This window comes from Campylobacter sp. CFSAN093224, assembly GCF_012897395.1.
In the GTDB taxonomy this organism is placed as follows: Bacteria; Campylobacterota; Campylobacteria; order Campylobacterales; family Campylobacteraceae; genus Campylobacter_D; species Campylobacter_D jejuni.
In genome coordinates, this window is the sequence record NZ_CP040607.1 from 1036873 (window position 1) to 1050676 (window position 13804).

A 13804-nucleotide genomic window follows, 5' to 3' on the forward strand; every position below is an offset into this window, starting at 1 on the left:
TATATTATAATTCTGTCAAACAATATTTTGACTTAGAGGGGTTTTTACCCCAAAGCTAAATTAATTTAGCTTCCTTCCTAACTTTTATATTTATGAGGGATATTGAAAAATATCCCTCTAAGTCAAAAATTAATATAACTTTATTAATTCTTTATAATTATACAAGCCTTGTTTAAGCTTGTATAATATTGTTAATTTTTTAAAGTAGCTTTTTAAACTGTTCTAGAGCATCAAGTTTTTCCCAAGGATAGTCCTTTTGTCCTACTTGCCCACGAGCTGCTACATCCGCATAAAGAAAAGTTTCTTTACTTGGTTTATCCAGATGAAATTTATCACGGATCCAATTTGGCGTTAAAGAGAAATTTTGCATTACAAAATCACTTAAAACATCGTCATTTACACTGGTATTTGTGCCCATACAATCCACGCTTACCGAAGTAGGTTTTGCAACACCTATAGCATAACTAAGTTGAACTATACATTTTTTAGCAAGCCCTGCTGCAACTATGTTTTTAGCTAACCATCTACCTGCATAAAGTCCACTTCTATCAACTTTAGTATAATCTTTGCTCGATTGCGCACCACCACCTATTGGAGAATAACCTCCAAAACTATCTACTATAAGTTTTCTTCCTGTTAAACCACTATCATGTAAAGAAGAATGATTAACATATTTACCAGTTGGATTGATTAAAATTCTAGTCTTATTAGGATCAAAAAGTTCTTTTGGTAAATTACTATCTAAGATAAGTTTCATCACTAAAGATCTTAAATCTTCTATTTTCATACTTTCAACACAAGGTGCAGAAACTACTATAGTATGAATACTTTGCGGTTTGCAATTTTCAAAATTCGCCTTAGTGCCATAATCTATAGTCACTTGAGTTTTAATATCCACTCCAAGTTCATGTGGATTTGCTTTTGCATAAGCATAAACTCTATCACATAGCATTCTTGCATAACTAATAGCTGCTGGCATATATTCCTCAGCTTCACAACTTGCAAAACCAAACATAATGCCTTGATCACCTGCTCCTGTTTCGCCATCTTCTTGATCGACACCTTGGTTGATATCAGGGCTTTGTTCATTTAAAAACACCATAACATCAACCTCATCAGGATGTAAACACTGCTCTTTGCTAAAATGGCCTGCTCCGTCATAACCAATGTTTTTTAAAACATCTTTAACTAAATTATCGTAATCAGCTTTACTAAGTTTGTGATTTGACTTAACTTCGCCTCCTATCACAACCTTATTTCCTGCGACAAAAACCTCACTCGCCACCCTTGAATTTTTGTCATTTTTCAAGAGTATATCCACTATCGTATCAGCGATTATATCAGCGCACTTGTCTGGATGACCTGCACTTACGACTTCTGAAGTGAATAGATACATAAAAAGTCCTTTCATTTAAAATGAACCACAATTGTATCCAAATAAACTTATCAAAGCTTGATAAATTAAAAATTCTCTAAAATTAAGCAAAAGTTAGTTAAAATCAACTTTTGATATAAAAAATATTTAAAAGGTTTTTATGTTTTCTAAAATCATTCAAAGCTACGCTAAAGGCAACCTCATAGTTCAAATTTGCATAGGTATAGCACTAGGAATACTTATAGGCATTAGCTCTAAAGAAATATCTGAAATTGCAAATTTACTTGGAATACTTTTTACAAGTGCCTTAAAAGCTATCGCTCCTATGCTTGTTTTTATTTTAATTTTAACCTCAATTTGCACTAAAGATTTTTCTCAAAGTGGTGCTAAGATCAAAAATATTATCATTTTATATATAGTAGGCACCTTTTTTGCTTCAGCTTGTGCAGTTCTTGCTAATTTTTTCTTCCCTGTAAAGCTTGTTTTAGATGGAGTTCAAACTGCCACAAACTCATCTCCAACCCACATGAGTGATATTTTCAAAGATCTTTTATTTAAAATTGTCGATAATCCCATAAATGCTCTTTCAAGCGGAAATTATTTAGGAATTTTAACTTGGGCAATAGCTGGAGGTATAGCATTAAAACACTGTTCTAACGAAGCAAAACAAGTTTTTATAGATATCAATGAAGGGGTTTTAAAAATCGTTAAATTTGTAGTAAAACTTGCCCCTTTTGGAATTTTTGGACTTGTGGCTAATTCTGTAGCACAAACAGGAGCACAAGGTTTGCTAAGTTATGTAAAACTTTTAATTTTACTTGTAGCTACTATGCTTTTTGTTACTTTTGTTATCAATGCCTTAATAGTCTTTTTTTATACAAGAAAAAATCCTTTTCCTTTAATTTTTATCTGCTTAAGGCACAGTGCATTTTTTGCCTTTTTTACAAGAAGTTCAGCGGCAAATATTCCTGTAAATATGGCACTTTGCGCTAAACTTGGCATAGATAAAGAATTTTATGGCATTTCTATACCTTTAGGAGCTACTATCAACATGGCAGGAGCAGCAGTTACTATAGCTATTTTAAGTCTTACTGCAGCCAATACCGTTGGTATAGAAATCAGTCTTTTACAAGCCTTTTTATTAAGCATTATTGCCACCTTTGCAGCTTGTGGGGCTAGCGGAGTTGCGGGCGGATCTTTACTGCTTATACCTTTGGCTTGTTCTTTATTTAATATAGACTATGATATTGCTATGAAGGTAGTTGCCATAGGTTTTATTATAGGGGTTATTCAAGATAGTGTTGAAACTGCTTTAAATAGTTCTACAGATGTTCTTTTTACAGCAATTTGTTCTAAAAATGAATTAAATTACAATATCAAATAAGGTAAAAACATGCGTCATCTCATCACTACAAAGGATTTTAATAAAGTCGAAATTATGGAGCTTTTTAAAGAAGCAAGTGATTTCTTAGATGAAAAACCTAGGACTTTTCTTGAAGGAAAAAGCATCACGACAATTTTTTTTGAAAACTCTACACGCACCCTTTCATCTTTTGAAAGCGCTGCAAGAAGATTAGGTGCTAGGGTTTTACGCCTTGATGTTTCAAGATCAAGCTCTAGCAAAGGAGAAACTCTTTATGATACTGCTGCTAATTTAGATGCCATGAGTCCTAATGCTATTGTTGTAAGACACGCAAACTCAGGAGTTCCTTTGATATTAGCAAAGCATATGCATTGTCCAGTTGTTAATGGAGGAGATGGAAAACACGCCCATCCTACCCAAGCTTTACTCGATTTGTTTACGATTTATAATCATTTTCAAGGTAATGTTGAAGGTAAGAAAATTTGCATCGTAGGTGATATTAAAAACTCTCGTGTAGCAGCGTCCAATATAGAGCTTTTAAGTAGATTTAATCTTGATATTACCCTAGTAGCTCCACCACATTTTATGCCTAATACCCATCTTAAAAAACATTATAAGCTTGATGAGAATATCATAGCAAATTCAGATATTATCATGAGTCTTAGAACACAAACAGAAAGACATAATAAAACCGTTTATGCTTCACTTAAAGACTATGCAAATGATTTTTGCATTCAAAAAAGCTTAGTAAAGGATAAAAAGCTTATTTTACTACATCCAGGCCCTGTAAATCGCAATATTGACATAAGCGATGAAATGATGAGCAATGAAAGGACTTTAGTTTTAAAACAAGTTAAAAATGGAGTGGCTATTAGAATGGCTGTTCTTAAAAAACTCATACTAGAAAATGAAGGATAAAAAATGTTAGAATGGGATTTAAGTGCTTTATTTCACGATAAAGAAGCATTGCAAAATTTTACACAAGACCAAATCCAACAAAGTTTAAATTTTAAAAAAAACTATGAAAATAAACTTTATACATTAAATGCTAATGAGTTTTTACAAGCTTTAAAAGATTATGAAAATTTAAATCAAGCCCTTGGCAAAATCATGACTTATGCTTATTTGCTTTTTGCTAAAAACACTCAAAATGGTTCTTTTTATGCACAATACGAAGAAGAATGCAAAAAAATAGAAGAAAATTTACTCTTTTTCGAGCTTGAATTTTGCGAGTTAGCTCCTGAGAAAAGTCGAGAATTTACAACTTTTTGCAAAGATTATGATTTTTATCTTTCTAATTTATTGCAAAACAAACGCTATAATCTTAGCAAAAACGAAGAACGCATTATGCTTTATCTTTCCAATACAGGTGCAAATGCTTTTAGTAGACTTTTTGATGAAAGTATGAGTGCTTTAAAAATCCCTTTTGAAGGTAAAAAACTTAGCGAAGAAGAAATTCTAAGCAAAATGTATGATGAAAATAGAAAGATACGCAAAAAAGCTGCTAAAAAATTCAGTAAAGTCTTACAAAAAAATAGCAGACTTTTAAGTTTTATTATCAATATGATAAAAACAGAAAGAAAAAATATAAGCTTATTAAGAGGTTATGAAAATGCTGAAATTTCAAGACATATCAGCAATCAAATTTCACAAAAAAGCGTTGATTCTTTGATAGCAAGTGCGCAAAAACATTTTAACTTAGTATCGCAATTTTACAAAAGAAAAAAACAAATTTTAGGCTATGATGAGCTTAAAGACTATGACAGATATGCACCCATAGGAAAAGAAGCAAGTTTTGATTTTAAAACAAGTAAAAATATTGTTTTAGAGGCATTTCAAGCTTTTTCTCCTCAATTTTATGATATAGCAAAAAATGCTTTTGATCAAGGTTGGATTGATGTTTATCCGCAAGAAAATAAACAAGGGGGTGCTTTTTCGCATTCTGCAACTTCTGATGCACATCCTTTTGTTTTATTAAACTACACCAATAAAAGACGCGATCTTTTTACACTTGCACATGAATTAGGACACACTATCCATCAAAAACTTTCTTATAATGTAAGCTATTTAAATCAAAATACACCTTTAACCACCGCAGAAACAGCTTCAGTTTTTGCTGAAATGCTCGTATTTGATTTTATTAAAGATAAGTTAAAAAAAGAAGAACTCTTATCTTTATATGCAAATAAAATCGAAGATATTTTTGCAACTTTTTATAGACAAATTAATTTTACTTGTTTTGAAAGACGCTTACATGCTCAAGAAAATGAACTTAGCACTGAAGAAATCAATAAAATTTGGATGGAAGAATCTCAAAAGATGTTTCAAGACAGCGTAAAACTTACAAAAAATTATGCTTCTTGGTGGAGTTATATTCCTCATTTTATCCATTCTCCTTTTTACTGCTATGCTTATGCTTATGCACAACTTTTAGTTTTAGCTCTTTATGGACTTTACAAAAGTAAAAAATGTGAAAATTTTAAAGAACTTTATATCAAAATGCTTTCTTTAGGTGGAAGCGTGAGTCCAAAAGAACTAGTAGGAATGTTTGGATTTGATATAGAAGATGAAAATTTTTGGGAAATAGGCATAAAAGAAATTCAAAAACTCATCAATGAATTCATGGAGTTACAATCATGCTAGAAACAATCTTAAAAAATGAAAATTTTATCCATACCATGCAAAAGCATTGTTATGAAGTTATTTCACACCTTATAGAAGAAAATATAGAATTTTCCATAGTTGCAAATACAAATTTCATAGATTTTAACCCTGAACTTCCCAAAGAGCTTGATATTAAACAAAATCCTTATGCTCTTTTTGCTCTTGGAGGATACACCTTTGAATCCATACAACTAAATAAAGATTTCATTCAATTTCACGCAGGTTTTGGAAATGATGATTTTGATAGTTTTGTAAAGGTTGATTTAGGAGCTATCACGCAAATTCAAGTAGAAAATAGCATTTTATTCGTTAATTTTAGTCTTTATAAACGTGAAGATAGCAAAAATTTACAAAAATCTAAAAATATATTTTTAAATAATCCAAAAAATAAAGATATTTTCAAAAAATGAATCTATTTGAAGATTTAAATGATAGTCAAAAACAAGCGGTAAGCCACATTGATGGAGCCATGCTTATCCTAGCAGGCGCAGGTAGTGGAAAAACCAAAACTATCACCACTCGTCTTGCTTATCTTATCGGTGAAGTAGGCATCCCCTCACATAACACTCTTACTCTTACTTTTACAAATAAAGCAGCTAGTGTTATGCGTCATAGAGCATTAAATTTTCTACAAGGCAATCACAATCCTTTGCTTTGCACCTTTCATAAATTTGGACTTTTATTTTTAAAACTCCATTTTGAAAGATTGGAGCGTAAAAATAGTTTTATTGTTATCGATACAGATGATACAAAAAAAATAATTAAAGACTTAATCCATGATAAAAACAAAGATAATGTCTATGATATTATCCAATACATATCTTATTGCAAAAATGAAGGCAAAAGAGTAAGCAATGTCTTTGAAGATTTAAATTTACTAAAAGAACATAATTTTGAAAAATATCAAAATGAATACAAATTTGCCAACTATTACCGTGCTTATGAAGAATACTTATTAAAACAAAATTTTGTAGATTTTGATGATCTTTTATTGCTAAGCAATCTCATTTTAGAAAATGATATAAATTTTGCCAAAGAACAAAGCTTACTTTATAATTACATTACAGTTGATGAGTATCAAGATACTAATACCTTGCAATATAAAATTCTAAAAAATCTATGTTGTATGCATGAAAATATCACAGTTGTTGGTGATGATGATCAAAGTATTTATAGTTGGCGTGGAGCAAAAATTGAAAATATTTTAAATTTTCAAAATGATTTTAAAAATGTTAAACTTGTAAAACTTGAACAAAACTATCGTTCAGTAGGGACTATTTTACAAGCAGCAAATAATCTCATATCTCACAATGAGCAACGACTTGGAAAAACTTTAATCTGCACTAAAGATACTGGGGAAAATATTAAAATATTAAAAAACGAAAACGAAAAAGATGAAGGTTTATATATCGCTCAAGAAGTGAAAAAATTGCTAAATTCTGGAGTAGAAGCTAAAGAGATCGCCATTTTATTTCGAGTTAATGCACTATCAAGAGCAATAGAAGAAGCATTTATGAAGAAACAAATTTCTTATAAACTACTTAGTGGTATGCGTTTTTATGAGAGATTAGAAATAAAAGATTTAATCTCGTATCTTAGACTTATCTTAAATCCAAGCGATGATTTGTCGTTTAAACGTATTATTAATCGCCCCAAAAGATCCATAGGAGAAAAAGCCCTAAAAAATTTAGAAGAATATGCAAAAAAACGTCAAATTTCACTTTTTGATGCCCTATGCGAAAGCGATGGTGGTGTAGGAATTTTAACAACAAAAAAAGCACAAAATGAAGCAAATATTTTTATACAAAATATTCACACTCTAAAAAGCTACGATAATGCAAAAAAGGTTTTTGACAATATAGAAGAATTATTTAAAATCAAAGATTATTTTTCAGAGCAAGATGATGGAGATGAAAGAATCAGAAATCTTGATGAGTTTTATGCTAATCTAAGAGAAAAACTCAAAGAAGATCCCGAAGCTTCTTTAGAAGATCTACTTAGTGAAATTTCTTTATTAAGTGATCAAGATAATTTAGATGAAGAATGTGTTTGCTTGATGAGTATTCATGCTAGCAAAGGTTTGGAATTTGATTATGTTTTTATAATAGGCTTTGATGAAGGATTTTTTCCTTTAAATAGCGAAGAAAATCTCGAAGAAGAACGCCGTCTTGCTTATGTTGCCATCACTCGCGCCAAGAAATTTCTCACAATAAGTGTTGCAAATTCTCGTTTTTATCATGGTTCAAGAGCAAATATCAATCCTAGTCGCTTCTTAGAAGAAAGTAAATTAATCAATGAAAAATCAAAAAATCAAAATATACAAAAAACTAGTTTTTGCAAAGGAGATCTAGTTAAACATAAAATTTTTGGCATTGGCAGGGTTGTTGAAGTTAATAAAAGCGGAAAAGAGGAAAAGCTTAATATTAATTTTGGTGGTATAATGCGTGTAATCATGGCAAGCTTTGTGGAAAAAGCAGTATGAACAAGATCTTTGCAGCCTTTAAACCAAGGGGTTTGAGTTCTAATGCCTTTTTAAGTACTTTAAAGAAAAAATATAAAAATAAAAAAGCAGGATATTCTGGCACTCTTGATCCTTTCGCCAAAGGGGTTTTAATCGTTGCATTTGGACAATATACAAAACTTTTCCGTTTTTTAAAAAAAACTCCAAAAACCTATAAAGCTACTTTATGGCTTGGAGTTTACTCCTTAAGTCTTGATGATCAAAATATAAAAGAAATTAAAAATATAAAAGAATTTGATCTTCCAAATTTACAACAAATCATTGATCAAATGCAAGGAATTATCTCCTATACACCACCGCAATTTAGCGCCAAAAGAATCAATGGAACTCGCGCCTATGAACTTGCAAAAAAAGGTATAGAAGTAAATTTAAAACCTTGCCAAATGGAAGTATTTGATTGCAAGATCTTAAGCTATAATCATCCTTTTTTAAATATTGAAATCACAGTCAGTGAAGGTGCTTATATAAGATCTTATTGTGAACTTTTTGCTAGAAAACTAGGTATTAATGCGACTTTAAGCTCTTTAGAGCGCATTAAAGAAGGCAAATTTGTTTATAATAATGAGAAAAGCTTAAATGTGTTAAAATACATTAACCTAAAGCCAAATTTTATCAAGGATTTAAATAAACTCGAAAATGGTGCTAAAATTTTTGTCGAAGAATTAGAATTTCATGATGAAGGAGATTATTATATTGAAACAGAAAAATATTTTAGCATAATTAATATTAAAGAAAATACAGTAAAATATCTTCTAAATAAGGTTGAAAAATGTTAATATTATCAAGAAAAGAAAATGAAAGTATAATTATCGGAGAAGGTATAGAAATCAAAGTCGTTCAAACAGGGAAAGGATATGCCAAAATAGGCATAGAAGCTCCAAAATCCCTTATGATACTTAGAAAAGAACTTGTTCAACAAGTAAAGGATGAAAATTTGCATTCTGTTGTTCAGAATGATATTAAACTTGATGACTTAAGCAAAAAACTAATCAAATGAAAGCTTACGCTAAAGCAAATATTTTTTTAAAACTTACCGGTTTTGACTCAAGAAAATATCATCTTTTAGAATCACGATTTATACTTTTAAAAGATGTTTTTGATGAGCTTGAGCTTGTTGACAAAGAATCAGATTCTAAAAAAGAATTTGAAATCATTAGTAATTTTAAATGCGAAAATAATATTATTCAAAAGGCTTATTTGCTACTTTCTAGAAGATATAATAACGAATTAAAAGAATTATTTAGCAAAAAAAGTCTAAAACTCACAAAAAATATCCCAGTATGTGCTGGGCTTGGTGGTGGAAGTAGCGATTGTGCGAGTTTTTTACTACTAATAAATGAAACCCTAAATTTAAAATTAAACCTACAAGAACTTATAAATTTAAGCATACAACTAGGAAGTGATATTGCCTTTTTTTTAAGTGGCTTTCACTCTGCTAATGTAAGTAGCTGTGGCGAAATTATAGAAGAATTTGAAGATGACATACCTAATTTAAAATGGACTTTTCCACAAATATCTTGCCAAACTAAAGCTGTTTATGATGAATTTGATAGAGGAATATTTGACTTTCAAAAAAACAATAATCAAGCGCAAATCTACAAAAAACTCAGCACAAAAGAGTTGTTACAAAACTTTAAAAACAAAGAATTAAATGATTTATTTACTCCTTGTGCAACTTTATATCCTAAAATGAAGTCTTACTTGCAAGAAGATTTTTTTCTAAGCGGTAGCGGTAGTAGTGTTTTTAAGGTTGATCGATGAAAATTATTGCGAGAAATAAAAAAGCTTTATTTGATTATAGCATCATAGAACGCTTTGAAGCCGGAATTGTCCTTAAAGGAAGTGAAGTTGTAGCCTTAAGAGCAGGAAGAGCAAATCTTAAAGACTCTTTTGTTCGCATTATAAAAAATGAGATTTTTTTACTTAATTCTCATATTTCATTGCTTCATACTACACATTCTTTCTATAAACACGAAGAAAGAGGTGCTAGAAAGCTTTTAATGCATAGAAAGCAAATTGATAAATTATTAGGTAAAGTAAGTATAGAAGGATATACTATCGTTGCATTAGATCTTTATTTTAACACAAAAAATAAAGTAAAAGCTACCCTTGCTTTAGCTAAAGGGAAAAATTTGCACGACAAGCGTGAAACTTTAAAGAAAAAGCAAGCCGATTTAGAAGCTAGAGCTGCTATGAAAAATTACAAATAAAGGAAAATAAATGAAAAAAATTTCAGCCCTATTTTTAATAAGTTTAGCATTTTTTCTTAATGCTTGCTCCAAGGAAGAAGAAATTCAAAATGATTTTATGTTTGAAGAGTATCACAAAGGAGATAAAATAGTCTTAAATAGTGTAAATGGTGGAAGCAAAACTTTAATAAGAACAGATAAAGGTTTTGTGGTGGAAGGAGAGGAAGGAAAAGTTCTAATGTTTGATTTTTTTGGCACTTTTTGCACCCCATGTAAAGAAGAAGCTTTAGATCTTAGCAAACTTTGGAAAAATAATTCTAGCAAATTTATCATTATAGGACTTACACATTTTGAAGATGTTAGCGATGAAACAGTTAAAAAATTCGCGGGTGATTATGGTGCTTACTATTTTCTAAGCAATGGCAGCTCTAATGATCGTATTATTGCTCAAATTTTAAAAGATATAGACTATCAAAATATGGAGCAACTTCCTTTTAAAGTTGTTTTAAAAAATGGAATTTATCAAAAAATAAGCGATTACTGGAATAATAATACTCCAACAAATTTTTATCTTGGTAAAATTCCAACAGAACTCATGCAAGAAGATTTAAATAAAATCTACAAAGGAAAATAATGCCAAAAACCCAAACTCTAGAGCAAACAAAACTTAGTGAACCAAAAATGTATAAAGTTATACTCTTAAATGATGATGTAACAACCATGGATTTTGTCATAGAAATTTTGATGAATATTTTTCATCAAAACCTTGAGAAAGCAAGTCAAACAATGTTAGAAATTCATCACAATGGTTCTGGAATTTGTGGCATTTACACCCAGGAAATAGCTCTTTCAAAACAAAAAAAAGTTATGGATGCGGCTAAACTTGCTAATTTTCCACTACAAGCAAAGGTGGAAGAAGAATGAAATACCAAGAAAATTTACAAAAATATCTTGATAATGCCAAAAATCTAAGCTTAATAAATCACCATGAATTTGTTACCTGTGAGCATGTACTGTTTGCATTACTAAAACTAAGCACTGATTTTAAGGATATATTTGAAGAATTTTCAGATGGAGATCTTGAACTTCTAGAAACTGAATTAAAAAATTACATTTCTCAAAACAATCAAGTTATTAAACAAGAAATAGAACCTACAATATCTGTTGTTTTAGATGAAATCTTACTTTCATCTAAAAATAAAAATAATGAAATTAAAATTATAGATTTTTTAGAAAAGCTCATACAGGATTCAAGAAGTTATTCTAGCTATCTCTTAAAAAAACACAACATAAATCTTAACAAAATTCAAGAACTTCAAAATCATGAAAATATACAAAATTTAAACAACCACACAAGTGATTTAACACTTTTAGCTCAAAATGGCAAAATTGATCCTTTAATAGGAAGAAAATTTGAACTTGAAAGAATGATGCAAATTCTTTCACGTCGCAAGAAAAATAATCCTATTTTAGTAGGAGAAGCAGGAGTTGGAAAAACAGCCATTGTAGAGGGATTAGCATTGGCTATTGCGGAAAAAAAGGTGCCTAAAAACTTACAAAATGCAAAAATTTTTAGTCTTGATATGGCTAGTATACTTGCGGGAACAAAATACCGTGGAGATTTTGAGAAAAGAATTAAAGAAATTTTAAGTGAACTTGAGAAAATACCCAATGCTATTTTATTTATTGATGAAATTCACACTATAGTAGGAGCTGGAAGCACAGGAGAATCTCATACTGATTTTTCCAATCTTTTAAAACCAGCTCTAAGCAATGGAACTTTAAAATGCATAGGTGCAACAACTTTTATGGAATATAAAAATACTTTTGATAAAAATAAACCCCTAAGTCGCCGTTTTGCTAAAATAAATGTAGATGAACCAAGCCAAGAAGAAAGCTTGCAAATTCTTAAAGGATTAAAAAACAAATATGAAGAATTTCATCATATCAAATTAAACGATGAAATTCTTCAATATGCTGTAATTTGGGGTAAAAAATTTTTTAATGATAAATTTTTACCTGATAGCGCTATAGATCTGATCGATGAACTTGGCGCTTCTTTTGCTTTAAATCCAAGAGCTAAAAAAAATGCCAATTTAAAAGATTTAGAAAATGTTTTAGCAAAAATGACCCACCATCACAAAATGTTTGAATTCGATCAAAATAAAGCTTTAATGAACTTAAAAACAAATTTAAAAGCAAAAATTTTTGGCCAAGATGAAGTTATAGATAGCCTTGTTTCATCACTTAAGCAAAGTTTCGCAGGATTTAAAAATTCCAATACACCACGCGGAGTGTTTTTGTTTACTGGATCAAGTGGAGTTGGAAAAACAGAACTTTGCAAAGCTTTAGCTGAATTTTTAGGTTTAAATTTAGAACGCTTTGATATGAGTGAATATGCAGAAAAACATGCTATAAGTAAACTAATAGGATCTCCAGCTGGATATATAGGTTTTGAAGAGGGTGGACTTTTAAGCAATGCTATTCGCAAAAATCCTTTCAGTCTTGTTCTTTTTGACGAAATAGAAAAGGCTCATCCTGATTTAAGCAATACCTTTTTACAGATTTTTGACAATGCTGAACTCACCGACAATAGTGGTCTTAAAGTAGATTTTAAAAATACAATCATTATTATGACATCTAATCTAGGACTTAAAGAAAGCAATGAGCTTGGTTTTTTAAGTAAAAATGAAGAAAAAAGTAATCGTGCTATCAAAGACTTTTTTGCTCCAGAATTTATTAATCGCATTGATAAAATTTTACATTTTAATGATTTAAACGATGCTATACTTGTTAAAATTATCGAAAAAGAACTTGACGAAATTTCTAAAAATTTAAATAATATAAAATTATCAGTGGATGATAAAGCTAAAATTTATTTAGCTAAAAAAGCCTATAATAAAGAATTTGGAGTAAGGCTTTTAAAACGCATAATTTCTGAGGAAATAGGAGAAAAAATCAGTGATGAAATTTTATTTGGAAAGCTTAAAAAAGGTGGTATAGCTAAAATCAAACTTGGTAAAAATGAAAAGCTCGAATTTATATTCTAAATTACTCAATGCGCCTAAAAATGCTCCTGTATTTTTAAGTCAAAATTTAGAAGCTGATTTTATTGTAAAAGCTTATACTTTTGGTCTATTCCCATGGACAAGTAAACCTGTAACTTGGTGGTGTCCAGATCCTAGATGCATTTTAATTCCAAATCAAATTCACATCCAAAAAAATATGAAAAAATTTATTAATCTCTATCAAATTAAACTTGATTATGATTTTTTAAAATTAATTACATTATGTCGCGATACACGCTCTCAAAGCTGGATAGATGATGAATTTATTACCACTTATTATAAGTTATTTACCCAAGGCTATGCGCATAGCCTTGAACTTTATGAAAATAATGAACTTATAGGTGGAATTTATGGTTTAATTTTAGGCAAGGTTTTCTTTGGTGAAAGCATGGTAAGCATTAAAAAAAATGCATCTAAAGTTGCCATGATTAAACTTTGTGATTTATTAAAACCTTATGATTTTATCATAGATTGTCAAGTTTATAACCAACATTTAGAATTTATGGGTGCTCATAATATTTCTAGGAAAGAATTTTTAAATATTTTAAAAGAAAAATGCAATCAAGAAAGTGGTTTTAAAAATTTTAAAGATTTAATTACTTAAAAATAAGCGTGAAAATCACG

The 13804-nt window shown here is 29.9% G+C and carries 14 protein-coding genes; 13 read left to right on the forward strand and 1 reads right to left on the reverse strand.

Translation table 11 applies throughout. From position 1 onward, the window contains the following. Positions 1-199: 199 nt before the first annotated feature. Complete coding sequence (metK, locus tag FBF11_RS05360) at positions 200-1396, reverse strand: methionine adenosyltransferase (protein ID WP_002852836.1); 1197 nt, start codon at positions 1394-1396, stop codon at positions 200-202. A 139-nt stretch (positions 1397-1535) separates the two neighbouring features. On the opposite strand from metK, the gene sstT reads away from it, so the two are divergent. Genes sstT through aat form a run of 13 tightly spaced genes read left to right on the forward strand, consistent with a single transcriptional unit; the run spans position 1536 to position 13784 of the window. Then, positions 1536-2759, forward strand: coding sequence for a serine/threonine transporter SstT (gene sstT, locus FBF11_RS05365; RefSeq protein WP_002858067.1), 1224 nt, complete (start codon positions 1536-1538; stop codon positions 2757-2759). 9 nt (positions 2760-2768) lie between these two features. Next, entirely contained in the window at positions 2769-3656 is an 888-nt protein-coding gene (locus FBF11_RS05370) for an aspartate carbamoyltransferase catalytic subunit (RefSeq protein WP_002852714.1), read from the forward strand. Positions 3657-3659: 3 nt separating this feature from the next. Next, positions 3660-5381 (forward strand): M3 family oligoendopeptidase, encoded by a 1722-nt coding sequence (locus FBF11_RS05375; protein ID WP_002858266.1) that lies wholly within the window; start codon positions 3660-3662, stop codon positions 5379-5381. Then, the gene (locus tag FBF11_RS05380) at positions 5375-5812 is read left to right on the forward strand and encodes a hypothetical protein (protein ID WP_002852822.1); all 438 of its coding nucleotides are present in this window, start codon (positions 5375-5377) and stop codon (positions 5810-5812) included. The genes FBF11_RS05375 and FBF11_RS05380 overlap by 7 nt, the downstream gene beginning before the upstream one ends. Beyond that, positions 5809-7884: a 3'-5' exonuclease gene (locus tag FBF11_RS05385; protein WP_002878810.1), complete on the forward strand. Its 2076-nt coding sequence runs from the start codon at positions 5809-5811 to the stop codon at positions 7882-7884. Before FBF11_RS05380 ends, FBF11_RS05385 begins: the two co-directional genes overlap by 4 nt. After that, positions 7881-8699, forward strand: coding sequence for a tRNA pseudouridine(55) synthase TruB (gene truB, locus FBF11_RS05390; RefSeq protein ID WP_002868623.1), 819 nt, complete (start codon positions 7881-7883; stop codon positions 8697-8699). The genes FBF11_RS05385 and truB overlap by 4 nt, the downstream gene beginning before the upstream one ends. Continuing rightward, positions 8693-8920: a carbon storage regulator CsrA gene (csrA, locus tag FBF11_RS05395; protein ID WP_002852854.1), complete on the forward strand. Its 228-nt coding sequence runs from the start codon at positions 8693-8695 to the stop codon at positions 8918-8920. The genes truB and csrA overlap by 7 nt, the downstream gene beginning before the upstream one ends. Next, entirely contained in the window at positions 8917-9684 is a 768-nt protein-coding gene (locus FBF11_RS05400; RefSeq protein ID WP_002859130.1) for a 4-(cytidine 5'-diphospho)-2-C-methyl-D-erythritol kinase, read from the forward strand. The genes csrA and FBF11_RS05400 overlap by 4 nt, the downstream gene beginning before the upstream one ends. Next, the gene (smpB, locus tag FBF11_RS05405) at positions 9681-10133 is read left to right on the forward strand and encodes an SsrA-binding protein SmpB (protein WP_002852861.1); all 453 of its coding nucleotides are present in this window, start codon (positions 9681-9683) and stop codon (positions 10131-10133) included. Before FBF11_RS05400 ends, smpB begins: the two co-directional genes overlap by 4 nt. Positions 10134-10143: 10 nt before the next feature. After that, a complete protein-coding gene (locus tag FBF11_RS05410; RefSeq protein WP_002852711.1) occupies positions 10144-10746 on the forward strand; it encodes a TlpA disulfide reductase family protein in 603 nt (200 codons plus the stop codon). Then, a complete protein-coding gene (locus FBF11_RS05415) occupies positions 10746-11036 on the forward strand; it encodes an ATP-dependent Clp protease adaptor ClpS (protein ID WP_002852892.1) in 291 nt (96 codons plus the stop codon). Before FBF11_RS05410 ends, FBF11_RS05415 begins: the two co-directional genes overlap by 1 nt. Then, positions 11033-13162 (forward strand): AAA family ATPase, encoded by a 2130-nt coding sequence (locus FBF11_RS05420; RefSeq protein ID WP_002852743.1) that lies wholly within the window; start codon positions 11033-11035, stop codon positions 13160-13162. Before FBF11_RS05415 ends, FBF11_RS05420 begins: the two co-directional genes overlap by 4 nt. Further along, a complete protein-coding gene (gene aat / locus FBF11_RS05425; RefSeq protein ID WP_002852895.1) occupies positions 13137-13784 on the forward strand; it encodes a leucyl/phenylalanyl-tRNA--protein transferase in 648 nt (215 codons plus the stop codon). Before FBF11_RS05420 ends, aat begins: the two co-directional genes overlap by 26 nt. Positions 13785-13804 lie beyond the last annotated feature (20 nt).

Excerpts from the sequence above, each read along its gene's own strand:
- sstT (WP_002858067.1), top strand. The coding sequence starts at position 1,536 with ATGTTTTCTAAAATCATTCAAAGCTACGCTAAAGGCAACCTCATAGTT.
- metK (WP_002852836.1), bottom strand. The coding sequence starts at position 1,396 with ATGTATCTATTCACTTCAGAAGTCGTAAGTGCAGGTCATCCAGACAAG.
- FBF11_RS05380 (WP_002852822.1), top strand. The coding sequence starts at position 5,375 with ATGCTAGAAACAATCTTAAAAAATGAAAATTTTATCCATACCATGCAA.
- csrA (WP_002852854.1), top strand. The coding sequence starts at position 8,693 with ATGTTAATATTATCAAGAAAAGAAAATGAAAGTATAATTATCGGAGAA.
- FBF11_RS05415 (WP_002852892.1), top strand. The coding sequence starts at position 10,746 with ATGCCAAAAACCCAAACTCTAGAGCAAACAAAACTTAGTGAACCAAAA.
- FBF11_RS05420 (WP_002852743.1), top strand. The coding sequence starts at position 11,033 with ATGAAATACCAAGAAAATTTACAAAAATATCTTGATAATGCCAAAAAT.
- FBF11_RS05385 (WP_002878810.1), top strand. The coding sequence starts at position 5,809 with ATGAATCTATTTGAAGATTTAAATGATAGTCAAAAACAAGCGGTAAGC.
- FBF11_RS05400 (WP_002859130.1), top strand. The coding sequence starts at position 8,917 with ATGAAAGCTTACGCTAAAGCAAATATTTTTTTAAAACTTACCGGTTTT.
- FBF11_RS05410 (WP_002852711.1), top strand. The coding sequence starts at position 10,144 with ATGAAAAAAATTTCAGCCCTATTTTTAATAAGTTTAGCATTTTTTCTT.
- FBF11_RS05370 (WP_002852714.1), top strand. The coding sequence starts at position 2,769 with ATGCGTCATCTCATCACTACAAAGGATTTTAATAAAGTCGAAATTATG.
- smpB (WP_002852861.1), top strand. The coding sequence starts at position 9,681 with ATGAAAATTATTGCGAGAAATAAAAAAGCTTTATTTGATTATAGCATC.
- aat (WP_002852895.1), top strand. The coding sequence starts at position 13,137 with ATGAAAAGCTCGAATTTATATTCTAAATTACTCAATGCGCCTAAAAAT.
- truB (WP_002868623.1), top strand. The coding sequence starts at position 7,881 with ATGAACAAGATCTTTGCAGCCTTTAAACCAAGGGGTTTGAGTTCTAAT.
- FBF11_RS05375 (WP_002858266.1), top strand. The coding sequence starts at position 3,660 with ATGTTAGAATGGGATTTAAGTGCTTTATTTCACGATAAAGAAGCATTG.